The 26565-nt window shown below is 30.3% G+C and carries 24 protein-coding genes; 22 read left to right on the top strand and 2 right to left on the bottom strand.

The features are described 5' to 3' along the window. The 15 genes from BLT84_RS15155 (at position 1) to BLT84_RS15085 (ending at position 16391) form a co-directional block, all read left to right on the top strand. The gene (locus BLT84_RS15155) at positions 1-1119 is read left to right on the top strand and encodes a hypothetical protein (protein ID WP_091267534.1); all 1119 of its coding nucleotides are present in this window, start codon (positions 1-3) and stop codon (positions 1117-1119) included. 3 nt (positions 1120-1122) lie between these two features. Continuing rightward, positions 1123-2913 (top strand): ABC transporter ATP-binding protein, encoded by a 1791-nt coding sequence (locus BLT84_RS15150; RefSeq protein WP_231929363.1) that lies wholly within the window; start codon positions 1123-1125, stop codon positions 2911-2913. Positions 2914-2949: 36 nt separating this feature from the next. Further along, entirely contained in the window at positions 2950-3813 is an 864-nt protein-coding gene (locus BLT84_RS15145) for a glycosyltransferase family 2 protein (RefSeq protein WP_034888141.1), read from the top strand. A gap of 52 nt (positions 3814-3865) precedes the next feature. Then, positions 3866-4771 (top strand): glycosyltransferase, encoded by a 906-nt coding sequence (locus BLT84_RS15140; RefSeq protein WP_091267530.1) that lies wholly within the window; start codon positions 3866-3868, stop codon positions 4769-4771. Positions 4772-4773: 2 nt separating this feature from the next. Continuing rightward, positions 4774-5646, top strand: coding sequence for a polysaccharide deacetylase family protein (locus BLT84_RS15135; RefSeq protein WP_091267526.1), 873 nt, complete (start codon positions 4774-4776; stop codon positions 5644-5646). Next, on the top strand, positions 5643-6518 hold the full coding sequence (locus BLT84_RS15130; RefSeq protein WP_091267523.1) for a GNAT family N-acetyltransferase: 876 nt from the start codon (positions 5643-5645) through the stop codon (positions 6516-6518). The genes BLT84_RS15135 and BLT84_RS15130 overlap by 4 nt, the downstream gene beginning before the upstream one ends. Before the next feature lie 17 nt (positions 6519-6535). Beyond that, a complete protein-coding gene (locus BLT84_RS15125; RefSeq protein WP_091267520.1) occupies positions 6536-7666 on the top strand; it encodes a glycosyltransferase family 4 protein in 1131 nt (376 codons plus the stop codon). A gap of 1 nt (position 7667) precedes the next feature. Then, positions 7668-8780 carry a glycosyltransferase family 4 protein gene (locus BLT84_RS15120; protein WP_091267517.1) on the top strand — a complete coding sequence of 371 codons (1113 nt, stop codon included), beginning with the start codon at positions 7668-7670 and terminating at the stop codon, positions 8778-8780. Positions 8781-8801: 21 nt separating this feature from the next. Next, positions 8802-9869 carry a glycosyltransferase gene (locus tag BLT84_RS15115; RefSeq protein ID WP_091267514.1) on the top strand — a complete coding sequence of 356 codons (1068 nt, stop codon included), beginning with the start codon at positions 8802-8804 and terminating at the stop codon, positions 9867-9869. 121 nt (positions 9870-9990) lie between these two features. Beyond that, complete coding sequence (locus BLT84_RS15110; protein WP_091267511.1) at positions 9991-11112, top strand: glycosyltransferase; 1122 nt, start codon at positions 9991-9993, stop codon at positions 11110-11112. A gap of 37 nt (positions 11113-11149) precedes the next feature. Further along, a complete protein-coding gene (locus BLT84_RS15105; RefSeq protein WP_091267509.1) occupies positions 11150-12091 on the top strand; it encodes a GNAT family N-acetyltransferase in 942 nt (313 codons plus the stop codon). A gap of 1 nt (position 12092) precedes the next feature. Beyond that, positions 12093-13286 carry a hypothetical protein gene (locus tag BLT84_RS15100; RefSeq protein ID WP_091267505.1) on the top strand — a complete coding sequence of 398 codons (1194 nt, stop codon included), beginning with the start codon at positions 12093-12095 and terminating at the stop codon, positions 13284-13286. Positions 13287-13373: 87 nt separating this feature from the next. Continuing rightward, positions 13374-14357, top strand: coding sequence for a polysaccharide deacetylase family protein (locus BLT84_RS15095; RefSeq protein WP_091267502.1), 984 nt, complete (start codon positions 13374-13376; stop codon positions 14355-14357). A 43-nt stretch (positions 14358-14400) separates the two neighbouring features. Beyond that, positions 14401-15252: a glycosyltransferase family 2 protein gene (locus BLT84_RS15090; protein ID WP_091267499.1), complete on the top strand. Its 852-nt coding sequence runs from the start codon at positions 14401-14403 to the stop codon at positions 15250-15252. Then, the gene (locus BLT84_RS15085; protein WP_091267495.1) at positions 15252-16391 is read left to right on the top strand and encodes a glycosyltransferase; all 1140 of its coding nucleotides are present in this window, start codon (positions 15252-15254) and stop codon (positions 16389-16391) included. The genes BLT84_RS15090 and BLT84_RS15085 overlap by 1 nt, the downstream gene beginning before the upstream one ends. A gap of 8 nt (positions 16392-16399) precedes the next feature. On the opposite strand, the gene BLT84_RS15080 is transcribed toward BLT84_RS15085, so the two are convergent. Next, positions 16400-17365, bottom strand: a complete 966-nt coding sequence (locus BLT84_RS15080) for a glycosyltransferase (RefSeq protein WP_091267492.1) — start codon at positions 17363-17365, stop codon at positions 16400-16402. Next, complete coding sequence (locus BLT84_RS15075; protein WP_091267489.1) at positions 17365-18027, bottom strand: acetyltransferase; 663 nt, start codon at positions 18025-18027, stop codon at positions 17365-17367. The genes BLT84_RS15080 and BLT84_RS15075 overlap by 1 nt, the downstream gene beginning before the upstream one ends. Before the next feature lie 263 nt (positions 18028-18290). Here BLT84_RS15075 and BLT84_RS15070 point away from each other — a divergent pair, with 263 nt between their 5' ends. The 7 genes from BLT84_RS15070 (at position 18291) to BLT84_RS15040 (ending at position 26562) form a co-directional block, all read left to right on the top strand. Continuing rightward, positions 18291-19238, top strand: coding sequence for a hypothetical protein (locus BLT84_RS15070; RefSeq protein ID WP_157717954.1), 948 nt, complete (start codon positions 18291-18293; stop codon positions 19236-19238). A 359-nt stretch (positions 19239-19597) separates the two neighbouring features. Next, the gene (locus BLT84_RS15065) at positions 19598-20830 is read left to right on the top strand and encodes a hypothetical protein (protein WP_091267481.1); all 1233 of its coding nucleotides are present in this window, start codon (positions 19598-19600) and stop codon (positions 20828-20830) included. A gap of 87 nt (positions 20831-20917) precedes the next feature. Further along, a complete protein-coding gene (locus tag BLT84_RS15060; protein WP_091267477.1) occupies positions 20918-22078 on the top strand; it encodes a glycosyltransferase family 4 protein in 1161 nt (386 codons plus the stop codon). Between the two features lie 117 nt (positions 22079-22195). Beyond that, entirely contained in the window at positions 22196-22801 is a 606-nt protein-coding gene (locus BLT84_RS15055; protein ID WP_091267474.1) for a sugar transferase, read from the top strand. A gap of 3 nt (positions 22802-22804) precedes the next feature. Next, positions 22805-23404 carry an acetyltransferase gene (locus tag BLT84_RS15050; RefSeq protein ID WP_091267470.1) on the top strand — a complete coding sequence of 200 codons (600 nt, stop codon included), beginning with the start codon at positions 22805-22807 and terminating at the stop codon, positions 23402-23404. Between the two features lie 4 nt (positions 23405-23408). Continuing rightward, on the top strand, positions 23409-24584 hold the full coding sequence (locus BLT84_RS15045; protein WP_091267466.1) for a DegT/DnrJ/EryC1/StrS family aminotransferase: 1176 nt from the start codon (positions 23409-23411) through the stop codon (positions 24582-24584). 7 nt (positions 24585-24591) lie between these two features. Continuing rightward, positions 24592-26562, top strand: a complete 1971-nt coding sequence (locus BLT84_RS15040; RefSeq protein WP_091267461.1) for a polysaccharide biosynthesis protein — start codon at positions 24592-24594, stop codon at positions 26560-26562. Positions 26563-26565: the final 3 nt, after the last annotated feature.

Genomic DNA, 26565 nt, shown 5'->3' with positions numbered 1-26565 from the left:
ATGACCTTATTTTATATAATTGCGAATTTAAAAAAACGTAACACTGGGAAGGGAGGTAGTTTTCATAGTGCAGCCACTATTGCCAAGGCTATGTCTTTTAAACATGATGTATTTTTCTTCGTAATTGGGGATTTTGATTCTGAAGCTGTAGCTCAAATTTTAGGATCTAATCATATTTTTTTAAATACCTCTGGATTTTTTGGTAAAATTATTTCCTTATATCATTATTTAAAGTATTTATTTAAATTAAAGCCTGCTATAGTTCATGTTTTTGGTAATAATGTACTTTTTTTAACATATTTATCTCAGGTAATCGCAAAAAGTAAAACTGTTTTTACCAAATGTGGAAAAGGAAATTCAGGATTTAAATCAAATCATTTTCATAATGTTATTGCAATCTCTAATGAGAATTTTGAATTTTTAGAACAGCATAGAGACAATTTTGACTACCCAATTATGAACTTGGGATATTTTCCCAATCGAATCTTACCTTTTGAACAAGATGAGGCCTTGTGTAATTCTTTGAAGGACTTAATTAATTTTAAGAGGGATGATTTTATTATACTAAGAATTGGACGACTTAATTCTTATTATAAAGATGGTATTATAGCTACTATAAATTTTTTTCGAAATAGTTATTCCCACAATAGTCATGTAAAATTATTATTAATAGGTCACAGAGATCAAAGTTTAGATTTAACTGATTATGAAGGCTTAAAAAACATTTTCATTATAGATTCTCCAAAGTTTACTAATAATCCAAAATCTTTATTGTCAATTGCTGATATTAAAGTAACTAATGGAAGAACAACAATGGAGGCTTGTTACACTGGTGGTAATATTGCAGTACCAACCAAGAAACATGGTCTGGTAAGATTATCTAAAGATAACTGGAAAGCGATGTTACATTATAATTTTTCAGAACGAGTAGAGTTATCAGAAAATTTATTGGTATCTGAAGTGTATGATGAAAATTTCCCAAGGGAAATATTTCATGAAAATTTCAATGTAAATTCAATTTCAGACGGAATAACTACTTTTTATGAAAATTGTTATTATGAAAAGTTGAACATTAAAAATTGGATAATTTGGGGACGAATTTTCTTTAATAAATTTTAAATTTTGAAAAAACTAATAGAAAAATATTTTGAAAGTCTGGTTTATTTTTACAGAGCTTTGAAATACAAAGTCTTCATAATTTTATTATTAAGTGTTTTAATTGGTTTTCTGGATGGACTAGGACTAACAATGTTCTTACCATTGTTAACTATGGTTAGTGATACTGGCGGTACACAAAGCGCGAGTTCAGAAAATTTAAATTTTTTACTAAGGTTTATAACAGATTTAAATATTGATCTTACTCTAGTAAGAATACTTTTACTCATGGCTTGTTTTTTTATTGCTAAGAGTATAGTAGTTTACTTATATGAAGTGTATAAGGTTAATGTACAACAGCAATTTATAACCAAAATTAGGTTTACCAATCTTAGAAGATTAAATAATTTGGCATTTAAATACTTTATAAGTTCGGACCCTGGAAGAATCCAGAATACTATGACAGGGGAAGTAGATCGTGTTGCACGGGCATTTTTGACCTATTTTACTGCTTTTCAAGCGGGAATAATGGTGGTTGTATATATGTATTTTGCTTTTACAATTGATACTAAATTTGCGTTATTAGTTTCTGCTGGAGGTATTTTAACAAATTTTGTTTATAAAAAGATTTATAAAAACACCAAAGGTGCATCGAGGAAACTAACTGGTGAGAATAATGTTTTTCAAAGTTTGGTAATACAACATGTTTCAAATTTTAAATATTTAAAAGCTACAGGTAGTATATCTAAATATTCTAATAAGTTGAAAAGTTCAATTGATAAGATTGAGACGAGCAATGTGAGGATTGGTAAATTAGGGGCATTTTTAACTGCATCTAGGGAGCCTATTGTAGTGTTAGTGGTTGTAACAGTTATTTATATTCAAACTTCTCTTTTAGGTTCATCTCTAGGGCCAATCTTAATTAGTTTATTATTCTTTTACAGAGCTTTGAATTTTTTAATGCAAATGCAAAATCAATGGAATAAATTCTTGGCCGTTTCTGGATCTATGGAGAATATGTCTCGTTTTAGTGAAGAATTAAAACTTAATAAAGAGGAGAAAGGCTCGGTAGTAATTAGGGACGAGATTTCTAAAATAAAATTAAATAAGGTTATTTTTAATTATGGTCCTAACACTATAATAAATGGGGTTAGCTTAGATATTCCAAGACATAAGACTATTGCTTTTGTTGGAGAAAGTGGTAGTGGGAAAACAACTTTGGTAAATTTAATAGCCGGACTTTTACCAATAGATCAGGGTGAAATAATAATCAATAAAAATTTTATATCGGAACTGAATCTTACTTCATATCAGTCTAGAATTGGGTATATAACTCAAGACCCAGTAATTTTTAACGACACAATATTTAATAATATTACTTTTTGGGATGAAAAGTCTGAGGTTAATATTCTTAAATTTACTAATGCTATTAAAAAGGCAGCTATTTATGAATTTGTTCAGGAACAAGAAGAAAGAGAAAACACTTTATTAGGCAGTTTTGGTAGTAATCTAAGCGGAGGACAAAAACAGCGTATTTCTATTGCCAGAGAGCTGTATAAGGATGTTGAAATTCTTATTCTAGATGAAGCTACTAGCGCTTTGGACTCTGAAACTGAGAAAGAGATACAAAAAAATATGGATAATTTACAAGGGGACTATACCATTTTAATAGTGGCTCATCGTATTTCTACGATTAAAAATGCCGATAAAATTGTAATAATGAATAAAGGAAGAATTGAAGAACAAGGTAGTTTTCAAGAACTATACGATAGCTCAATTTATTTTAAGAAACTTGTATCACTTCAAGAACTTTCCTAAAAATTCCACATATTTTTCAATTAATAATTACAAAATATGCCTAAAATTTCTATAACTATACCTACACATAATCGCGCAAATTTAATTAGTCGTGCTATCAGGAGCATTAAAAATCAGAGCTTTGAAGATTGGGAACTAATTATTGTAGATGATGGATCTACAGATAATACTGAAGAAGTTATATCCCCTTTTTTAAAGGATGAACGAATTAAGTATGTAAATAAAATAAATTCTGGAGCTGCTCATTCAAGAAATGTTGGTGTTCAGCACTCTACTGGAGAATTTGTAACTTTTCTTGACAGCGATGATGAGGCCGATAAAGATTGGTTGCAAGAGTACATTAAGGTTATTGATTTGAATGACGCCAGTGTAGTGTGTTGTGGATTGGAAATCCTTGATGAATCGGGTAAATTAGTAGAAATAAAACTACCAGGTAAGCTAGAGGACTTGTTTGAGAATCATGAAGGGCAATTTACAAACGGGGGAAGTTACTTATTGAAAAAACAAATTTTCACAGCAATAGGTGGTTTTGACAATGAACTTCGTTCAGGACAACATACCGAATTATCAATTCGTTTAATTCCATATCTCGACCTAAATAACATTAAGATTTTTAATATCAAAGAATCGCATTTAAAAATACATATTCATTTAGGTGATAGAATTAGATATAATAATAAAGCTAAATACTTGGGATGTAAAAGAACTCTTACTAAGCATTATAATTTTTTTAAGTTAAGGCCAACTATTAAAAGCAACTATGAAGGTATTGTTGCTTTTAATGCCTACAAGATTGGTTTGAAAAAAGAAGCGAATCATTATGCATGGGAATCCTTAAAATCAAAACCATCTCTTAAAAAGATTTTAAGGATATTTAAATACAATTTATTCAAATCTTAAGAAAACTATTATTTAAAGTTTCAACTAGATGCTATAATTTCTAAAATAGCTTATGAATGACAAAAATAAATATTTTGCAGGTTTTATAATGACTTATAATAGATCTGAGCAAATTGAAAATACCATTAATTCAATTTTTGATCAAACATTATCCCCTTTAAAGTTACTTGTGGTGGATAATAGTGATAATTCCAATACGGAGGAATTAATATCTAATTTGGATAATCCGAAGATAATCTATCTACGTGTTGGACATAATTCTGGTCCTGCAGGTGCAGCAAAAATAGGATTGGAATATTTAGTTCAGCATGGATTTGATTGGGTGTATTGGGGTGATGATGATGACCCTCCAATATTTCTGGATGAATTTCAGGAGCTATTATGTTTAGCAGACAATTCTGATAATAATATAGCTGCTATTGGTTCTGTAGGTTCTAAATTTAATTATAAAACTGGATTAAGAGAGAGATTTAAAGATTCGGAATGTGATGGAGTTTTAGATTGCGATTCAATAGGAGGTAATCATAATCTTATTATCAATGCGAAGGTTATTCGCAATACCGGTATTTATCCTAATCCGGAGTTATTTTTTGGTTTTGAAGAATTTGAGTTTTTACAACGTTTGAAATTAAAGGGATTTCGAATTGTTGTTAATGGGAATTCACTTTTAAAGCATCGGGTTCATAGTAATCGGCTAAATATTAATTCGACTAGATCTTTAATACCGAAAAAAAGTATATCTAATTTAAAAAGAGATTACTATTCTTATAGGAATTTAATCTATATGTTAAATAACACTTTCGATAAAAAGAAATTAGCCAAAAAAATTGCGCTAAGGGCTTTAATTAAAATTCCATTTGGTTATCTAAAAGGTTGGAAATACGGTACTGAAAATTCAAAATTTATGCTAAATGCGGTAATGGATGCTTATCGAAGAAAATTAGGTAAAACTTACTAATAATGAAATCTAAATCATACAAATTTCTCAATTTCATCTCTAATTTATTTTTACCAGAATCTTGTAATTTAAGAGTTCTAGCGTATCATGATATAATTGATTCTAATAAATTTGAAGCTCAAATAAAGTTTTTGGTTAAATCAAAATATAATATTATTAGTGTAAATGATTTGCATGCATACCTTTATGATGGAAAAATTCTAACTAAAAATTCATTATTAATAACATTTGATGATGGTGATGTCTCTGTACTGGATCATGGTTTGCCAATATTGCGAAAATACGATCTGCCATCTGTAATGTTTGTCATTACTGGACTTATAAATTCTGCGAACACTTTTTGGTGTAGGTGGGTGGAAATAGCATTACAAAACCAAGGGAAATCATATGCAGAATCTAGAGTGGTTGTTAATAGCCTAAAAAAAATGTCGAATTCTGAAAGAGTAGCTTATTTAGAAAAACTGGATCCTGTTGCTTCTAGACAGCTAACTATAGATGATATGTTAAAGATGCAAAATGGAAAAATGTTCATTGGAAATCATACACATACTCATCCAATGGTTAATAAATGTACTGATCAGGAATTGAATAATGATCTAAAATTGTCTCTGGCAAGTTTTGAAAAATGGCAACTTCCAGGGGGTAAAATATTTGCATATCCCAATGGTAATTGGGATAAAGAATCTGAAGAGATTCTAAAAAATAACGGTATAGATATGGCCTTTTTATTTGATCATAAATTAAATAAAAAAGATATTAATCCTATGAGGATTTCTAGAATACGAGTGAATTCAGATACAGAATTGAATGAGTTTAAAGTTAAAATCTCTGGTTTGCACTCTAAATTAATGACCTTGAAAAATAGAATTGTATGATCTCATTTAGAGAAATTGAATACTCTACGGATGTTCCAGAGATCATTGATCTAATCCATCTAGGCCTTAGTGATAAAAACACTGAGGCTTCATTTTTATGGAAGCACTATGAGAATCCTTTTGGAAAATCATTAGGACTAGTGGCTTGTGACCAAAAAAAGATAGTAGGAGTTAGGATGTTCATGTTTTGGGAATTTATGAAGGAAGGAACGATAGTTAAAGCGATTCGTCCCGTAGATACTATAATTCATCCAGATTATAGAGGTAAAGGTTTATTTAAAGATCTAACCATGACAGGATTGGCTAAATTCAAAGATAGCTATGATTTGGTTTTTAATACTCCTAATAACAATAGTTTACCTGGTTATATTAAGATGGGATGGAAATATTACGAAGAAAATTTAAATTTTAAGTTTGGAATTATTTTTCCTTCCATGAGTGGTGAAATAACTGTAAAGAATGTTAGAAATGGTGATGTGGATATTAGTGAACTAAGTATAAATAACAAAGGGTTTAAAACTAACCTTTCTAAAGAATATTTAGATTGGCGTTATATAGATAATGATTACCAGATAGTATTAATAAATGCTTATGGTGCATCCGCTCTAGTAATATTTAGATTGGAAACCCTTAAAGGAATAAAAACATTAATTTTGATTGACTACATTGGAGATCAAAACCTTATGAAAGCTTCTCTAAGTAAACTGGCAAAAATTAATAAGGTATTTTTGCTTTATTATTTAGATAATGAGAAATTACATTTAAGATTCTCTAAACGAAGAGGGAATTCTGTTGTAGTGTACCGGGATGATAATTTAAAAATAATAGAAGATTTACAGTTTTCTTCAGGTGATCTGGAAGGTCGCTTATAAATAGATTTATAAAATTTATGAAAATAATAATTTTAATTAATTCTCTGGGAGCTGGTGGGGCGGAAAGGTCAATGGTAGAATTTGCGAAATTTCTTCAATTAAGGGATGATGTAAATTTACAAATTGTTTGTTTGAAGCATAAAAAGATAGGGCTGGAAGATGAGGTTAATAATTTTGGAATACACACTGTGTATTATGAAGGTAGTAATAATTTAAGGTCAAAGATAAAATTTGTTTCACAAATTGTAAAGGATGAAAATCCGGATATTATTCATTCTGTCTTAGCAGAATCTAATCTGATATTGAGATTATCCAGATTTTTTGTTAGCAAAGGTAAAGTAATTCAAAGTCTTGTTAATACTCCCTATTCTTTGGAAAGAAAAAAAGATAGTGAACTCTCTTGGCAGAAATTTCAGCTTGCTAAAAAAGTTGATGAGTGGACAGCAAGATTAACCTCAGATATTTTCTACCATGCCATAACTAAAGAGGTTTATCATCATTATTTACCTTTATTTAAAATAAATGATAATTATAGGATTATCTATAGAGGGAGGAAAGAAAATACAAATGTAAAATCTTCTTCTAAAAATAATGATTTTCATTTACTAAACACTGGGAGGCAAGAATTCGCTAAAGGTCAGATTGATATTTTATATGCTATAAATTTTTTAAAAGAAGAATATGATATTACTAATATCAAGTTGCAGATTTTAGGAAGAGAGGGGCAATACACAAAAAAAATACTTAATTATATTTCTACTAAGAATTTGAGTGATCAGGTTAAGATACATGGTTTTGTAAATGATGTAGAAAAGAGATTGGTAGATGCTGATGCTTTTATTTTCCCTTCTTATTATGAAGGCTTAGGTGGGGCTTTATTAGAGGCTTTCTCTGCTAAACTCCCTTGTATTTGTTCTAATATTCCAGTTTTGAAAGAAGTTGTTGGATCAGATCAAGGTGCTTTATTCTCTCAACCAGGAGATTATCAAGCACTTGCCATGAATATTCTAAAGCTGCGTAATGATGAAACACTTAGAGAAAAATTGGGGAATTACTCATATAAAAGATTCAAGGAAAATTTTGATTTGAATACTATAAATGCTGAAATGTTTCAAATGTATAATGATGTTCTAAAAATGGAAGTCTAAGATGAAAATTCTTCAATTAGTTACCAAACGCCAATATCGTGGTGCAGAAGTTTTTGCAGCAAATCTTAGTTCAGAATTAATAGGTTTAGGGCATGAAATAATTTTCGCTGGTTTATATAAAAATGATGATAACATTTTAAATGTAGATAATGCAGATAATTATGATCTGGTAGGTGATAAAAGTGGGAGTTTTTCTGTAGCCTTGGTTTTGAAATTAGTGAATCTTATAAAGAAAACCAAACCAGAAATTATTCAGTGTAATGGTTCCGATACTTTAAAGTATATGGTTGTAGCGTCTTACTTTATTCCGAAAACTCCAATAGTTTATCGTAATATAAGTATGATAAGCGAATGGGTATCTGATGGGATTAAAAAAGATTTATATAAGCAGATCTTTAAAAAGATTGATCATGTAACTTCAGTTGGTGAAGAAGCAATTAATGATTTTATAAAAACTTTTGATTATCCAAAAGAAAAAACAACGGTTATAAGAAGGGGAATTCCAATTAAAAAAGTTGATAAATCTATTGAATCACAAAAGTTAAGAGCTCAATTGAATCTTCAGAAAGATGATAAGATTGCTATACATATTGGTAATTTTAGTCCGGAAAAAAATCACATATTCTTGTTGGATATTTTTGAAGACATAAAGTTAACTCAGCAAAATTTAAAATTGGTTTGTGTTGGAAATGGCGTACTATTCAGTTTTATTCAAGAAGAAATAATTAAGAGAAACTTAAAAAACACCGTATTTCTTTTAGGTTTTAGAAAGGATATTCCAGAACTTTTAGCATCTTCAGATTGTTTTGTTCTTGCAAGTAAAGTAGAAGGTGTTCCGGGAGTGATTCTGGAAGCGGGAAGTCAACATGTTCCTTCTATAGCTACCAATGTTGGAGGAGTTTGTGAGGTTCTTGAGAATGGAAAAACCGGATTCATAATAGACGATTTTAATCAGGATGAATTTAAAAATACCTTACTCAAAATAATTAATAACCAGGATTTAAAAACTGAACTGGGGGCTAATGCGTATAATTTAGTAGTTCAAGAGTTTAATCCATTAAAAAATGCTCAGAAATTCGAAGATTTATATGGTGGATTAATTCACGATAATTAATTGGGGCGCAGAATTGAATAGATGAGAATATTACAGATCATTCAAAAAAAACAATATAGGGGAGCAGAGATCTTTGCAAGCCAACTTTCTAATCATTTAATTGAATTAGGGCATATTGTAGAAATGGTTAGTATATATGATGGTGATGCATTATTGCCATTCCAGCAGAAAATAAGTAATCTCTCATCTGAAAAATCAAATAGATATTTTGATATTGCTGGTTGGAGAAAATTGAATCAAACAATTTTAGATTTTAGGCCAGATGTAGTACAAGCGAATGCTGCAGATACTTTGAAGTATGCAGTATTTTCCAAAATGATATTTAGATGGAAACAACCTATCTTCTACAGAAATGCTAGTACTTCTAGTTATTATATCAAATCTACTTTTTCAAAATTAATTAATTCCCTTTTACTCAAGAAGGTCTATGAAATTATATCTGTATCTAATGCATCGAAGAAGGATTTAAATAATCTCTTTCCATTTACAAAGTTAAAGACGATAGTGATACCCATAGGCATTGAGTCTAATAGTGAAAAACCTATAGAATTGGGAGCTAAAAGATATAATATTATTCACGTGGGCTCTTTTACTCGTGAAAAAAATCATTCAGGACTATTATTAATTTTTAAAAAGATAATAGAGAGATGTCCTAATACACATTTGCATTTGTTTGGTGAAGGTCCATTACGTAAAGGAATTGAAAATAAATCTATTGAGATGGATTTATATCAACACATAACTTTTTATGAGGGTGTTCATAATCCTTTGCCATATATTTCTGGAGCTAGTGTACTGATGTTACCTAGTAATATTGAAGGATTGCCAGCAGTTCTTTTAGAAGCAATGTACTGTAAAACTCCGGTAATTGCTTATAATGTTGGCGGTATTTCCGAAATTATATCGAAGGATACGGGTAGTTTAGTGAAGAAAGATGACATCGAAGATTTTGCTAATGAGTTCTTAAAGCTAATTAATAATCAAAATGATATTAGATTAACTAATGCGTTTAACTTGGTAAATTCTAAATATATGAATTCAAAAATTGCAAAAGAATTTACTGATGTATATAAGGCCTATTTTCAATAACAATGTGAAAGCAAAACTTTTTATCTAATCTGTTCTATATTTTCTATTAATTTATTTAATTCTGTTTAATAGCTTGTCTTCTTTTTGAAATGACTTAAATTTGTCGCCTTACTTTAAATACATGCAAAAAATAAAGGTTTTACATATAATAAAATCATTGGGCAGAGGTGGAGCAGAAATGTTATTACCGGAAACCCTGAAAATTCATGATATCTCAAAATTTGAATTTCATTACATTTATTTTCTTCCTTGGAAAGATCAAATGGTTTCAAGTATCGAAGAAGCTGGGGGTAAAGTAACTTGTTTCTCGGCTAAGAATAATATACAGCTGTTAAAACAATTTAAGAGTGTAGTTGACTATTGTACGAGAAATAATATTGATGTAATTCACTGCCATCTCCCATGGGCTGGTTTTTTAGGTAGGCTTGTTTATAAGAAAACTAAAATACCCACTGTTTATACAGAGCATAATATGCAGGAGCGATATCATATAATTACTAAAAAGATAAATCAATTTACGTTTAATTCGCAAAGCTTAGGCTTAGGGGTTTCAGAAGATGTAACTAATTCAATTAAGAAGAATATTAATCCAAATATTCCCGTAAGAACACTTTTAAATGGCGCAAATACAGAATCATTTAGGAGAGATAGTGCTATAGGTATTGATGCAAAGACTGAATTAGGAATTCCGAAAGATGCAATAGTAATTGGTAATGTAGCTGTTTTTAGATTTCAAAAAAGAATTGTAGAGTGGCTTCAAGTACTTAAAAAAATCACCCTAAGAAATTCTAATGTTTATGGAATAATAGTTGGTGCAGGTCCATTGGAAGAAGAAATAATGGCTGAGTTAATTCGATTGGATCTACAGAACAAAGTAAAATTTACTGGATTGAAAACCAATGTGAAACCTTATTTTTCCGCAATGGATATCTTTATGATGAGTAGTTCTTTCGAGGGATTGCCAATTGCACTTTTAGAGGCTATGAGCATGGAATGCGCAATAGTTTCAACTAATGCAGGAGGGATAAAAGAAGTGATAATTCATGAGCAGAATGGATTAACCTGTGACGTTTCTGAATGGGAGAAATTAGCTGATCTTTGTTTAAGATTAATAAATAATCCAAATGAGCTTGAAGCTTTCAAAAAAGCGGCAAGAGAAAGAGTGCTTCAAGAATTTAGTTTAAATAAAATGATTAAATCTTTAGAAGCATTATATGAAGAATTGTTAGTTACAAAAAAGTAACAACTATTTTTAGTTAGCAAAAATAAATTCTTGATCTATGATTATTAGGGAAGGTACATCTTCTGATACTAAAGAGATAATCTCTGTTTTAAAAGCGAGTTTAGGAGAATCTAAACTTCCTAAAACAGAGGAGATATGGCAGTTTAAACACTTTGATAATCCATTTGGTAAATCACTAATTCTTTTAGCTGAAGAAGATGATAAAATAGTTGGTGTTCGAGCGTTTATGCGCTGGCAATGGCAAATGGGTAATAAGGTGTTTTCGGCTTATAGAGCTGTAGATACCGCAACACATCCTAATTATCAAGGCAAAGGTATCTTTAAAAATTTAACCCTTCGAGCATTAGAAATTGCTAAAGAAAATGGAGATCATTTTATTTTTAATACACCAAATTCTCAAAGTTTACCTGGCTATATTAAAATGGACTGGAAAAAAGTCAATAAGCTTAAGGTTCATTTAGCTCCGGTAAATCCAATAAATTTTATAAGATCTAAAAAAGATCATCAATATTTTATTCAAAAAAACAGAAATGAAAGTTCATTTGATGAATTAGTGAGAAATTTTAATGCTATTAATGCGTCAAGACCAGAATTATTTAGTGTGAAATCTTCGGAATACTTAGCGTGGAGGTATGAAAATAATCCTTTGCAGAAATATGATGTTAGATCGGATGATGATTTTTATTTAGCAACTTATATTAAAAAGCATAAAAAATTTAACGAACTAAGAATTGTAGAACAAATATATATAGATAAAAAGGGTTTAAAAAAATTGAACGATGAAATTAAGCTTCTAACTAAAAATTTGAATGTTCATGTTATAACAAATTCTAAAAAGCTCCCTAACATTTTACAGCTTTCTGGTAATCTTGGCCCCATTCTTACGTTGAGAAATCTAAATTTTGATAAAGCTATGAATGATGAGCTATTAGATCTTAATAATTGGAATTATACTATTGGTGATTTAGAATTATTTTAATATGTTAGGAGCCATTTTTCTTATTATTTTTTTGCATTTGATAAATCAAGGGATTTTTAATTATTTTGAGAATAAGCATGCATTTTTTTCGAAAAAATTAATGAATATTCTTTTTGTTTATCACATATTTTTTTGGTTAGTATATTATTTGTATGCTTTGTTTAATAATTCAGATTCAAAACTATATTTTGATCGACCCCAAAATCCAATTATGGGATGGATGGATTTTTTTGGAACCAGTACCACATTTATAGACTTTCTTTCGTGGCCAATAATTAATATTTTGAATTTTAATTATGAGATGATGATGGTGTTCTATGCATGGTTAGGATACCTTGGGTTTTTATATGCTTATTTATTTTTTCGTGAAAATATTCCTTTAAAAATAAAGGTTTTCAAAAAATTCGATTTACTAACATTAATTTTATTTTTTCCAAATATGCATTTTTGGACTTCATCTTTAGGAAAAGGTGCGCCAATTTTCTTGGGATTGATGATGTTTGCATATGCCATAAAAAATCCAAAAGGTAGATTAATTACCTTAATTATAGGATCACTAATTATTTATTTTATAAGACCTCATGTTTTCTTATTTGTGGCAGTAGGAACAGTATTGGGTTATATGACAGGGAAAGAGAAGATTTCATTGGGTAAAAAATTGCTCATTTACGTTTTTATGATAGGAGGATTAATTCTTGTTCAGGACCAAATATTAGGAATAGCTGGTTTAGATGGCTCAGAGGATTTAGTCTCAGATTTTGAAAATTTTTCTGACGATAGATCTGCTTCATTAGGTAATTCAGGTTCGGGAGTGGATATGTCTTCTTATCCTTTGCCTTTAAAATTATTTACATTTTGGTTCAGGCCGCTTTTCTTTGACGCGCCAGGATTATTGGGATTAATTACATCTGTAGAGAATTTGATCTACTTATTGCTTTTTATAAAAATTTTGAAAAAAGATTTTATAAGTTTTATTAAAAGCTCTACTGTTGTAGTCAAAATGAGCTTGGTGGTTTTCTTTTTATCTTCCTTTGCAATGACTTTTATAATGTCGAATCTAGGTATCATAATGAGACAAAAATCCATGGTAATGTATTTCTTATTCTTTGTTATATATTATTATTTAGCACAGAAAAAATATGATAAAATTATAAAAATTAAAAAGTTACGAGAATTTCAAAGTGTTACTCAATGAACTGAAATTGTTACTTAAACTGTTTATAAGAATATTTAATGTTAAGTTTTTATGCGATCCTTTTGATTGTATTTTATATGTGATGTTATGATAAAAGAAGGTGGTTATTTAGTAGTATCGTTAGATTTTGAACTGCTTTGGGGAGTTTTTGACAAGGTTGATTATAAAGAAAAGGAAACTTATTTTTCCAATACAAAACGAGTAGTACCTCAATTATTAGAACTGTTTAAAAAGTATGAAGTTCACGTTACTTGGGCAACTGTAGGGATGTTATTCAATGAGAATTGGACAGAATGGCAAAAAAATCTTCCATCTACTCTACCTGAGTATACAAATTCTAATATTTCAGCATATAATTATGCTAATACAGTTCGTAACGAAGAAGTAGAAGAAATGTGCTTTGCCAAGGATTTAATTTTACAGATATATAATGCTCCTTTTCAAGAAATTGCCACTCATACTTATTCTCACTATTACTGCTTGGAATCTGGACAAACTTTGGAGTCTTTTAAAGCAGATCTTAAAATGGCAATAACGATTGCAAAAGACATGGGGATATCACTAAAATCATTAGTCTTTCCTAGAAATCAATTTAATGAGAGTTATTTAAAAGTTTGTTATGATTTAGGTATTGAAAATGTACGATCTAATCCATCTAATTGGTACTGGACTAACGTCCAAGGGGATTCATTAAGAGATAAAATATTTCGAACTGGCGATGCTTATATGGGATTGAATGATAAATCCTATAAAATTTCGGAAATAAGAAACAAAAAAAATCAACCTATCTCTCAAAAAGCAAGTAGATTATTACGTTCATATTCTAGTTCTAGTTTGGTAAATTCTCTTAAATTGAAAAGAATAAAATCTGAAATGACTAAGGCTGCAAAGAATGGTGAAATTTATCATTTATGGTGGCATCCTCATAATTTCGGAAATAATCCTGAAGATAATATAAAGGATTTAAGGGAGATTTTAGATCATTATAGTTATTGCCATAGCAAGTTTGGATTTAATTCTTTAAACATGATGGAAATAGGAAATAAATCACATTTACAACCAGAGGTTTAATTATCCAAATCAATAAAAAATTACAATTGTGTATATTTAATTTATGAATTTAGATACACACTTAATTTCTATTATTATCCCAACGTTTAATCGCTCAAATACTATAAGAAGAGCAATTGAAAGTGTGCTAAATCAAACCTCGTCAATTTGGGAATTAATTATAGTTGACGACGGTTCCATAGATAATACTAGAGAAGTTATTGAGAGCTATATTCGGAATCCAAAGGTCAGCTATTTTTATCAGAAAAATAAAGGAACTTCAGCTGCCCGAAATTTCGGAGCTTTGCAAGCTAAAGGTGAATTTTTGATATTCCTAGATTCTGATGATTTTGTATTTTCTGAGTTGATAGGTGAAATTCAAAAATTAAATTTAAATAGTTTAGATCTGATTTCATGGGAAGTCCTTAAAACATGGGACGGTGATCAAAAAATCTGGAAGCCTAAACGATTGGACTCGATGTATAATCACGTAAAAGCAAATTTTCTGGCTGGGAGTGTGGCTTATAGAAAAAGTCTATTCTTTGAGGTAGGGGGATTTGATGCAAATATAAAATTTGGTGAGAACTATGAATTAGGTCTTAGAATTAGTAAATATAAAGGTTTGAAATTGGAAATTATTAATAAACCATTATCTGGATATCTCCTAGATTCAACGAAACGAACAAGTGATTCTCCCATCAATAAATTAATATCCTATTTTCATCAATATAGAAAACACAGACTTATATATATATCTAATAGCAAACAACATGCTCAGTTACTATATATGATTGGCTATAATCTAGAGAAATTAAATAAAAAGAATTCAGCCTTGAAAGTATATGTTAGAGCTTGGAAGACTTATCCGTATAAACTAAAGGCTTTGTTAAAAATTATTTATCTAAAAATGTCTTGATGAAAGTAGTTTATATTATTGACACTTTGAACGGATATGGAGCAGAAAAAAGCATCGTTCAGATAGCTATAGGTTTAAATAAAATAACTCCGGTAGTTATTCAACTTTTCGCAGGAGATTATTTATTGAAATTATTGGAGTTGAATTCAATAAAAGTTTATTCTCTAAATCTGGAAAATGAATCTAACCATAGACTTGAGCAGATAATTTCAATTATAGCTGTAGAGAAACCAGATATTATTCATTCTACTTTATTTAGGTCTGATATGCTTGCGCGAAAATTGAAAAAGTTGTTTCCTTCTATAATTTTGGTTGGAAGTTTTGTGAGCAATTCTTATAGCAAAAATAGATTTAAACAACTCTCATTTGTTTCTAGTCTTAAATTAAGGTCCACGCAAATAAGGGATAGAATTACTATGATAAATGTGGATTATTTTATTAGCAATTCTCAAGCTATTAAAGATAGCAATATTAAAGCGCTTGGTGTTAAAGGTGATATTGTTGATGTTATTTATAGGGGCCGAGGTATTGATAATAAACAGCAAAACATCGAAACAATTAAACAAATAAAAAATGATTTAGGTATAGGGCAGAATATTAAAGTTTTTCTAAATGTTGCTAGACTGAGCAAAGGTAAAGGGCAAATAGAGCTTATTAAAGCATTCAAAAACCTTAGCGATAAAGAATCTGATGTAATCCTTCTATTAGCTGGAGAAGGCAAGCTTAAAGGTGAATTAAGAGAATTGATACTTTCTTTGAACTTAGAAAATGATGTAATTCTCTTAGGGTATAGAAACGACGTTTCAAATTTACTTGAAATAGCAGACTATTTTATTTTTCCATCATTTTTTGAAGGTCTTTCGGGAGCACTTATAGAAGCAATTTTATCAAAAACACCTTGTATTATTTCTAATATTCCAGAGAATATGGAGTGTTTTCCAGAGAATACTTCACTCAATTTTAAACTAGGGAATATTGAAGATTTGAGTTTGAAGATGGAAGAAGCATTAACCTTAAAAAATTGGAATCAAAAAACAAATTTAGCTTATGCATATGCACTTCAGAATTTTGATATTAATAAAGTGTGTGAAAAGTACGACAGGTTTTATGAAAGAATAATAATAGAAAAATCAATCTAAAGTTATTCTTATTTGCCGAAGTATTTGAATTTTAAAAATTCCGTAAAAGTTAAACTTCCATCCAAAACGGAAAATTTTTTAAGCTGGAAATATATTAAAGATTTGTACGAGTTTATAGCCAGATTTTCAAAATGTTTCTTGAGTAAGTTATTGGTATCACGCTGATAATATTCACTTAAATTTTTATATGTTAAGATTTTAGATCTATTTTTTTTTTCGTATAAACTATGTGACCATATTCCTCCTAAATGTTTTCTATATAAGGATGGTTCAATGCTATCTAAAAATTTGCCATCTCCATGATTTCCAAGTAAACTAATTATAAAGGTATCTACATTAATTACATTAATCATTTCTTCTGGTATTTGCTGGAATAAATTTCTAAAACATATTGTAAGTAGAAGTGGATGGTATTTATTAGTTTTTAGGTCATAAGAGTTAATATTAAAAGTTGGTTGATTATTTTCTTCAGCGCTTAGAGTTGTTAAGCTTTTTTCATCAATAGTTTTAAAGGAATGATAACTAAATGAGTATTCTGGATGAGTAGCTAAATAATCAACTTGTTTTTGGAGTTTAAATTGATCTGTCCAAGCATCATCACCCTCGCAGAAGGCTATATAATCTCCGTTCGCAGAAAATAAATTATAGAATGCATTAAAATTCCCGGTTGGATTATTAAGAACCCATATTTTATTTTCAGGTGTATGTAAAAATAGTCGGATTTCTTCTGGGAAAGTCTTCGCATATTCTATACAAATATCACGGGTTTTATCGGATGATTTATCTTCTCCGATTAATATTTCAAAATTAAAATTCGTTTTTTGAGCTAGAATAGAATCTAAACATTGACTGAGATATTTTTCATGATTAAAAGTTTGAACAATTACGCTAACTAATACGTTATTGGGAACTTCGTTTTTATAATGATAGACACTAGTTTTTTGAAACTCTTGCTTAAATTGACTAAAATTCATTATTTTAAAAATCTATTTCCCAATTGTTCAGAATTTAGTTTTCTTTTAATTGTGCCTTTATTGGAATATACTTCATTTGGCTTTGTATCCCTTTCAATGGCGCAATTCATTCCAATTATGGTATTGTTACCTATTTTGATATTCTGCTTTATAGAGGCGTTCAATCCTACATAACAATTTTCTCCAATATTCACATTTCCTCCAGTCTTGCTTCCGCTTAATAGACTGTTTTTACCAATGGTAGTGTGATGACCTAAACTTGAAGTAAAAATTACACAGTTGTCTGAAATTTTTATAAAAGGTTGAAGTACACAACCTTCATCTATAAAAACATTATTTCCTGTAACTAAATTATTCCAAAATTTACTTTTCGAGGAAATATAATTAGCTAAAGCATATCCTTTTAATACTGATTGGTCAAAGATTCTTTTTCTAATATCATTGTTCCCAACTGCAATAAATAAAGAGTGAACATCTGGAGGGTAAGTACTATCAATCGATTCAAATTTTACTATGGGCTTATTCTTAAAAGAATTAAACTCTAAGAATTTTTCTTCAATGCAAAATGCGATAACTTCATACTCACTATCATTTTCAAAAACATAATTTACATATTCTGCAAATTTTCCTATTCCATAAATAATTAATTTCTTCTTTATCATATAATTAAAATAATCTTCCTTCTTTCAAATATATAGCTTTTACCAGAATTGGTTTTATATTATCAATTAATAAAACCATATCTAAATAAAATTTAATCTATAAGCATTTCTATAAATGAAACATACGGTATTTCCTTCATATGATTACTTAAATTTTACGGTAATTATGTCTTTAGTCGATTATAAAGTCCGCCTGTCGAATTTATAATTTTCATGTGTTCTTAAGTGGTAATTTAATGTAATGAACTTAAAAACAGATGATTATGAAGAAGATATTACTTATTTTGTTTATTGTTTTAATTCAAGTTTCATGTTCAGTTGATCCAATTGAAGATGAACTACAAATTACTAAACATTTAGATGTTACAACTGAAATTATAGGATGTGCGGGGCCAGACAAATCTACGATCCTTACCCGTTCGGAAGCTAGTATTAAAGAAAGTTGGGATGAGGTTCGGAAAATATATGTGAATTTACTACCCGCTGGAGTAAGTACTAAAGGAACTTTTAATCCTTCTATTTGGGAAATAATACATCAATTTAATGAGGAAAATCTGGGCTTTTTTACTACTGAATATTCTTTGGATGAAGGTGAATGCTTGGATACTGTTCTATTAACCATTCAAGTTATAGAAGATCCATTAAATATACCTCCCTGTGAACCGGTTGATGCAGGTTCAGATAATTCTGTTGAAATTGAACAAACTACAGCAACTAACATTGAAAGTTGGGATGAAGTAAGAAAACTTTATCTAGGTTTATTACCGCCAGGTGTTAGTAGAGCAGGTACATTTAGCCCTTCCATTAAAAATATTATTGCCGCTTTTCAAAATCAACCTATTGGGGATTTTTCAACGGTGTATACCATTGGTGAAGGTGAATGTACAGATAGCGTCATCCTTACGGTAAAGGTAATTAAGGATAAGGATTCAGACCCAATTTGTAACGGAGTAACCGCTGGACCAGATAATTCTATTACACTAACAAGATCTGTTGCAGCTAATATTGAAAGCTGGGATGAAGTTAGAAAATTATATTTAACGCTATTGGCTCAAGGTATCTCTAGACAAGGGACATTTGATCCATCAATATGGGAACTTATTCGTAATTTTCAAAATAATCCAATTGGAGAGTTTACAACTACGTATACTATTATAGAAGGTGATTGTTCAGATTCTGTTGAATTAACGATAAAGGTGGTTGAAGATTGATTTAATTACTCATATCTTGTAAAGAGCAGGGGATTGTATCCAACTGCTCTTTTTTTATCATTAAACCGAGGAATTTACATATAGTTACTTTGTCGTAGTAATTAGATGTTAATAATGCGATATAGTTCTCATGCATCATTATGATATACTTATGTAGAATTTCCACAGTTTTGTGTAGAAACTCTGAATTTTAAACTTAATAAGTAGTCTTATTATTATTAGGCATGAAATTATTTTAGCACGCTAATTATCAATAATAGGTTGATTCGTAGAGTAATCCGCCAATTGTACAACATTGGTTGCGATATTAACTCTTAAATGGTTGAAAATTTGCATTTCATAGTAAAATAATAATTACTATGAAATTCGAAATATCTGAGCTTTATGATTTGGTGGATGTTATATTTCTTATTCCATTTCTATATCTTCTTACTCAATATTCATTTAAGCAACTGAAAAGAAAACATGAATTCTTTTCAGTTCCATTAATGAATAAATTATTTTTCTATCATATCTTTTTTGGAGTTTTTTATTATTTATATGCAACATTTAATCCTTCTGATTCTCATAAATATTTTACTTGGCCCCAAAGAGTTGGGAGATCATGGGGAAGTTTCTTTGGTACTGAAACAACATTTATCAATTTTATTAATTACCCATTTATTAACTACTTAGGATTTAGTTATGAGATGATGATGCTGCTTTATACATGGGTAGGTTTTATGGGTTTTGTTTTTGCATATCTATTCTTTAAAGAAAACATTTCTATAGATGTCAAAGTATTTAAAAAAATAGATTTTTTATCTTTAATATTATTTTTGCCAAACATGCATTTTTGGACAGCATCTTTGGGGAAAGGAGCTTTAATATTCTTTTTTATAATGATGTTTTCCTACTCCATCTCAAAACCTAAGAACAGGTATTTGGGAGTTGTTATTAGTTCTCTCTTTATTTTCTATATTAGACCTCATATATTCCTTTTGGTTGCAGTTTGTGCAATATTTGGATTTTTAACAGGTAGACAAAAGTTTAGTTGGAAGATAAAATCTGTTGTATGTAGTTTTCTACTTTTAGCAATATTCCTAGCTAAAGATAAAATTCTAGGTGTGGTGAATCTAGAAAATTCTCAAAATTTAGTATCAGATTTTATAAACTTTACCTCAAAGCGAGCTAGCTCTTTAAGTGAGAGCTCATCTGGCGTAAATATGGCTGGTTATTCTTTTCCTGAGAAAATGTTTACATTTTGGTTCCGTCCTCTATTTTTGGATGCTCCAGGTATTTTAGGGATCATTGTGTCTTTTGAGAATCTTATTTATCTCTTACTTTTCTTAAAGATTTTTAAAAGAAACTTCGTTCAATTTATAAGAACCGCACCCTCTAATGTGAAAATGAGTTTAGTGCTTTTCTTATTAACTTCTTTTGCAATGACGTTTGTTATGTCTAATCTGGGGATAATCATCAGACAAAAGTCCATGATAATGTACTTTCTATTTTTTGTAATTTATTATTTCTTAGCTCATGAAAAGGCCATTTCAGAGAAAGTAAAATTAAATACACTAAAAGTGTACGAATCGTTTCCTAAGGCAGCCTAAAACTTCTGTCAGAAATTTTACTTTATAAATATCTATCGATTAATTTTATCTGAGTTAATTATAATATTTTTACAGAAAATATATATTTTGCACAAATTAGTTCGAATTACCACTATACCACTTTCTCTTGAAAAGCTTTTAGAAGGACAGTTAACATTTATGAATGATCATTATGAAGTTACGGCTATTTCTGCGGAGAAGCCTAGACTTGATAAATATGGTGTAGATAATCATGTGAATACTCACTGGGTAGAAATGACAAGAGCTATTACTCCAGTTCAAGATTTAAAGGCAGTATATAAATTATATAGGTATTTTCAGAAAGAAAAACCGGAAATTGTTCATACTCACACCCCAAAGGCGGGAATTGTAGGGATGTTGGCGGCTAAATTGGCAGGAGTTCCTATAAGATTGCATACCGTAGCTGGTTTACCGCTTATGGAGACTACGGGTATTAAAAGAAAGATTCTGAATGCTGTAGAAACTTTCACCTATAGCTTAGCTACCAAGGTTTTTCCTAATTCGTATGGTTTAAAGAAAATCATTTTAGAGGCTAATTTTGCAAAGGAAGATAAGTTGAAAGTATTGGGAGAAGGCAGTTCTAACGGTATAGATACACAATATTTTAATCCCGAAAATTATTCAGAAGAATTTCAAAATAATCAAAAGAAAGAACTGCAAATTCCTGAAAATAATTTAGTCTTTATCTTTATAGGGAGATTGGTTTCCGAGAAAGGAATCAATGAACTGGTAGAAGCATTTACAGAATTATATTTAAATAATTCTGCTATAACTTTAATGCTTGTTGGCCCATTTGAGCAGGATTTAGATCCATTATCTGCACAAACCTTAGAACTTATAAAAACACATCCAGGTATTGTTGCTGTTGGCTATCAACAAGATGTGCGCCCTTATTTCGCTGTATCCAATATTCTAACATTTCCAAGTTACAGAGAAGGTTTTCCAAATGTCGTGATGCAAGCAGGAGCAATGGGAATTCCTTCTATTGTATCTGATATCAATGGATGTAATGAAATTATAAAAGAAGGAATAAATGGATTAATTATACCAGCTAAAAATAAAGCAGCCCTTAAAGAATCAATGAAAAGATTTATTGACGATAAAGCTCTTACTGTAAATTTAAGCAAATCATCTAGGAGCGAAATAACGTCGAAATATGAAAGAAAGGTTTTTTGGAAACTGCTTTTGAAGGAGTACAAAGGTTTGGAAAACGTTTACATTGGGTAATACACTAGATTAAGTTTTTATTAAGATAAGGTTTCATACTTTTGCAACTATTTAAAACTGGATTAAACCATTGCATTTTATTCTACGTATAGATAGAGAAATGTACTAAATTGTAATATGTATCAAAAGATTTTCAAGCCTTTAATAGATTTTGTGTTAGCTTTTGCGGCATTATTAGTTTTAAGTCCGTTATTGATCTTTGTTGCCATAGCCTTAGCTTTGGCAAATAGTGGAAGCCCATTTTTTTTTCAATTAAGACCGGGCAAAAATAAAAATATCTTCAAGATCGTTAAGTTTAAAACAATGTCTGATGCCAAGGATGATCAGGGGAATCTTCTTCCTGATGCCGATCGTTTGACGGGAATAGGAAAATTTGTTCGTAAAACTTCTATTGATGAAATACCTCAATTATTAAATGTTATTAAAGGAGATATGAGCTTAATAGGACCACGTCCATTATTACCACAATATTTACCAATATATAGTGAAAGGCAAAATAAAAGGCATTTAGTTAAACCTGGAATTACGGGATGGGCTCAAGTAAACGGTAGAAACGCAATTAGTTGGAATCAGAAATTTGAATATGATTACTGGTATGTTGAAAATCTATCTTTTGTATTAGACGTGAAGATTATTTTTAAAACCATCCAGAAAGTAGTGGTCTCTGAAGGAATTAATGCCGAAAATATGGCTACTTCAGAACCTTTTAATGGCTCAAATTAAATTATGAATATTTACGGAGCAAGTGGTCATGGGAAAGTAATTATAGATATTATAAAATCTATAAATGGAAAAATTACTACTGTTTATGATGATAATAAAGCTGTAATCAAAGTTTATGGATTTGATGTTTCTCATGAGTTAACACCAGAAATATTGAATTGTGGAACAGTTTTGGCAATCGGTGATAATTCAATTCGAAAAAGAGTAGCTGCGAGTTTTAAAGGTAACATCAGTGAGGCACTGTTACATGCTTCTTCGGAAGTATCAGAATCGGCAGAGATTAGTAATGGTACTGTTGTGATGGCAAATTCTAGTATTAATGCAGATGTTAAAATAGGTTCTCATTGTATTATTAATACAGGAGCAGTGGTAGAGCATGATTGCATTCTATCAGATTATGTGCATATCTCACCAAATTCAGCGTTAGCTGGTAATGTAGAGATTGGCGAAGGAACTCATGTTGGAATTGGAGCCGTTGTGATACCTGGGGTTAAGATTGGGTCTTGGGTTAAGATTGGTGCTGGAGCAGTTATTATTAACGACATACCAGATTTTGCAGTAGTAGTGGGTAATCCTGGTAAAATTATAAAGTATACGAAATAAGTTTATGGAAAAGAATAAGATTTGGTTATCATCTCCACACATGGGTGGAAACGAGCAGAATTTCATTAATGATGCTTTTGAAAATAATTGGATTGCTCCATTAGGACCAAACGTGAATGGATTTGAGCAGGATCTTAATGACTATTTATTTACTACCGTTGAAGAATCTAATTTTGTAGCTACTAAAACCGGTGGAGTGGCTGCTTTAAGTTCTGGGACGGCTGCACTACATCTTGCTTTAATTTTGGTGGGTGTAAAACCTGGAGATGAAGTTATTTGTCAGAGTATGACCTTTGCAGCTTCTGCAAATCCTATAGCTTATTTAGGAGCGAAGCCTATTTTTGTGGATAGTGAAATGGATACTTATAATATTTGTCCTGTGCATTTAGAGAATGCCATTTTAGATAGAATTGAAAAAGGCAATACACCCAAGGCAATTATTGCGGTACATCTTTATGGTATGCCTTACAAGGTTAAAGAAATACAAGCAATCTCGAAGAAATATAATATACCTGTTATTGAAGATAGCGCAGAAGCATTAGGAAGTACTTATGATGGTCAAAAGTGTGGAACTTTTGGTGATCTTGGAGTTTTATCGTTTAATGGTAATAAAATAATCACTACCTCTGGAGGTGGAGCATTAGTTACTCGTAATGAGGAGTTTAAGAAAAAAGCAGTATTTTTAGCTACACAAGCAAGAGATGATGCGCCACATTATCAACATAGCGAAATTGGTTATAATTATAGATTGAGCAATATTTCTGCAGGAATAGGCAGAGGACAAATGCAAATTTTAGATGAACACGTTGCATTGCGCAGAAAAATGAATCAATTTTATCAAGATATTTTTTCTGATATTGATGGTGTTACTGTTTTTAAAGAAAATAATACTGATATATTTTCAAATCATTGGCTTTCGGTGATTTTAGTAGATGAGAAGCTAACAGGAGGAATTAGTAGAGAAAATCTAAGATTAAGTCTGGAAAAAGAAAATATAGAAAGTAGGCCATTATGGAAACCAATGCATATGCAGCCGGTTTTTGCTGATGCACCTTTTTATGGTAATGGAGTTTCAGAAAAACTTTTTGATATTGGGTTGTGTTTACCATCGGGATCCAATTTATCTGATGAGGACAGAGATCGTATTTCAAGCGCTATAAGAGAAAGCTTTAATAGATAATTAAAAAATGGCGAATAGAATTAAGAATGCACTTAAGTTTAGTTTATCTGGTGAAGATACATCGCTTGATATTAGAAATATAAAATATCTACCCAGGTGGGTTGTATTTCTTATAGATATATTTTTAGTTTCGGTTTCTACCTTACTAACTATTCTTATCATAATAGATTTAACACCTAATTATTATACTTTATTGGACTTTCCATTAAAAGCCATGATAATTGTGCTCATCAATATTTTCTTTTTCTTCGTATTTAAAACTTATGCGGGTATCATTAGGTATTCTTCGAATATTGATGCTATAAAATTATTGTTAGCAACTTCTTCAGCTTTTATAACGTTGATCTTTATAAATTATATCACTTACTTTATAATTGGTGCTAAGATTTTTTTAATAGGAGGTTTGCTTATAAATCTTTGGATCTCTTTTTCACTTTTATTTCTTTTTCGATTAACTATTAAACAAGTTTATGAGTACTTTAAGATTGCTCAGAAAAGTGCCGAGTTAATTGATGCTGTAATTCTTGGGGTGGATGAGAATGCCATTTCAATTGCTGGAGCATTGGATATTGAGCATCCTAGAAGATTCAAAATAACAGGGTTTTTAACAAAAGAGAAGCATAACAGGAGTATCAGAATCTTAGATAAGCCCGTGGTAAAATATACGAGTACCATTCATCAGCAAATTTCAAACCTCGGTGCTTCTGCCGTTATACTTTCTGAAAATAAATTCACTTCAGAAGAAAAGTTTGCCATAGTTGAAGATTGCTTAGAACATGACATTAAAGTTTTTAACGCACCTATAGTATCCTCTTGGGATGATCAAGATAAGCCTATAGCTCAAACCGTAAAAACACTTCAAATTGAAGATCTTTTAGATAGAGAGCCAATTACTCTTGATAAAGAGAATAAACAAGCTCAGCTTACCGGAAAGACTATATTGGTTACTGGAGGAGCAGGCTCTATTGGAAGTGAGATTGTTAGACAGGTTGCGCAATATAACCCAAAGAGATTATTAATATTGGATCAGGCTGAAACTCCCTTACACAATGTTCAATTAGAGGTAGAATCTAAGTTTCCGGATTTAGATTACAAATGTATAATTTGTGATGTTGGTAATCAGAAACGATTAGAGTTGATGTTTCAAAATCAGAATATTGATGTTGTTTATCATGCAGCAGCATATAAGCATGTTCCTCTTATGGAGGGGAATCCTCATGAAGCAATTTTTGTAAATATTAATGGTACGAAGAATTTAGCAGACCTATCAGTCAAATATAAAGTAGGACATTTTGTGATGGTATCTACAGATAAGGCCGTCAACCCTAGTAACGTTATGGGAGCTTCAAAAAGAGCTGCAGAAATGTATGTGCAATCGTTATTTCATAGTCAGAACAGTTTAGATCCAGACACCACTAAATTCATTACTACAAGATTTGGTAATGTATTAGGTTCTAATGGTTCTGTGGTTCCACTATTTAAAAAGCAAATAGAGAAGGGTGGTCCAATTACAATTACACATCCAGATATCATAAGATACTTTATGACCATTCCTGAAGCTTGTCAATTAGTTTTGGAGGCTGGTACAATGGGTAAAGGAGGTGAAATTTTTGTTTTTGATATGGGAGAACCAGTAAAGATCATGGATTTAGCAATTAAAATGATCAAACTCGCTGGTTATACTCCAGATAAACATATCAAAATAAAAATAACTGGTTTAAGACCAGGTGAGAAACTTTATGAAGAACTTTTAAATGATGAATGTAAGACACTTCCAACTCATCATAAAAAGATAATGATTGGAGTAGACAAAGTTCAGGATTACGAGTTTATTAATGAAAAGATAAATAAGATTATTAAGTCTGCTAATAACTTAAAGAATGATAAAGTTGTAGCAAAACTAAAAGAACTTATTCCTGAATTTATAAGCAAGAATTCTTCGTATCAAAGCCTAGATCGAAAGGCTAGTGAGCATTAATTT

This window comes from Gillisia sp. Hel1_33_143 (assembly GCF_900104765.1).
Lineage (GTDB): Bacteria > Bacteroidota > Bacteroidia > Flavobacteriales > Flavobacteriaceae > Gillisia.
The sequence above is the reverse complement of the archived record's forward strand: the minus strand, read 5'-3'. Positions and strand labels throughout refer to the sequence as shown.

Coding starts and splice junctions, on each gene's coding strand:
- BLT84_RS15100 (WP_091267505.1), top strand. CDS start 12,093: ATGTTAGGAGCCATTTTTCTTATTATTTTTTTGCATTTGATAAATCAA.
- BLT84_RS15065 (WP_091267481.1), top strand. CDS start 19,598: ATGAAATTCGAAATATCTGAGCTTTATGATTTGGTGGATGTTATATTT.
- BLT84_RS15095 (WP_091267502.1), top strand. CDS start 13,374: ATGATAAAAGAAGGTGGTTATTTAGTAGTATCGTTAGATTTTGAACTG.
- BLT84_RS15055 (WP_091267474.1), top strand. CDS start 22,196: ATGTATCAAAAGATTTTCAAGCCTTTAATAGATTTTGTGTTAGCTTTT.
- BLT84_RS15120 (WP_091267517.1), top strand. CDS start 7,668: ATGAAAATTCTTCAATTAGTTACCAAACGCCAATATCGTGGTGCAGAA.
- BLT84_RS15155 (WP_091267534.1), top strand. CDS start 1: ATGACCTTATTTTATATAATTGCGAATTTAAAAAAACGTAACACTGGG.
- BLT84_RS15080 (WP_091267492.1), bottom strand. CDS start 17,365: ATGAATTTTAGTCAATTTAAGCAAGAGTTTCAAAAAACTAGTGTCTAT.
- BLT84_RS15130 (WP_091267523.1), top strand. CDS start 5,643: ATGATCTCATTTAGAGAAATTGAATACTCTACGGATGTTCCAGAGATC.
- BLT84_RS15085 (WP_091267495.1), top strand. CDS start 15,252: ATGAAAGTAGTTTATATTATTGACACTTTGAACGGATATGGAGCAGAA.
- BLT84_RS15140 (WP_091267530.1), top strand. CDS start 3,866: ATGAATGACAAAAATAAATATTTTGCAGGTTTTATAATGACTTATAAT.
- BLT84_RS15090 (WP_091267499.1), top strand. CDS start 14,401: ATGAATTTAGATACACACTTAATTTCTATTATTATCCCAACGTTTAAT.
- BLT84_RS15075 (WP_091267489.1), bottom strand. CDS start 18,027: ATGATAAAGAAGAAATTAATTATTTATGGAATAGGAAAATTTGCAGAA.
- BLT84_RS15145 (WP_034888141.1), top strand. CDS start 2,950: ATGCCTAAAATTTCTATAACTATACCTACACATAATCGCGCAAATTTA.
- BLT84_RS15070 (WP_157717954.1), top strand. CDS start 18,291: ATGAAGAAGATATTACTTATTTTGTTTATTGTTTTAATTCAAGTTTCA.
- BLT84_RS15045 (WP_091267466.1), top strand. CDS start 23,409: ATGGAAAAGAATAAGATTTGGTTATCATCTCCACACATGGGTGGAAAC.
- BLT84_RS15110 (WP_091267511.1), top strand. CDS start 9,991: ATGCAAAAAATAAAGGTTTTACATATAATAAAATCATTGGGCAGAGGT.
- BLT84_RS15125 (WP_091267520.1), top strand. CDS start 6,536: ATGAAAATAATAATTTTAATTAATTCTCTGGGAGCTGGTGGGGCGGAA.
- BLT84_RS15135 (WP_091267526.1), top strand. CDS start 4,774: ATGAAATCTAAATCATACAAATTTCTCAATTTCATCTCTAATTTATTT.
- BLT84_RS15040 (WP_091267461.1), top strand. CDS start 24,592: ATGGCGAATAGAATTAAGAATGCACTTAAGTTTAGTTTATCTGGTGAA.
- BLT84_RS15050 (WP_091267470.1), top strand. CDS start 22,805: ATGAATATTTACGGAGCAAGTGGTCATGGGAAAGTAATTATAGATATT.
- BLT84_RS15115 (WP_091267514.1), top strand. CDS start 8,802: ATGAGAATATTACAGATCATTCAAAAAAAACAATATAGGGGAGCAGAG.
- BLT84_RS15105 (WP_091267509.1), top strand. CDS start 11,150: ATGATTATTAGGGAAGGTACATCTTCTGATACTAAAGAGATAATCTCT.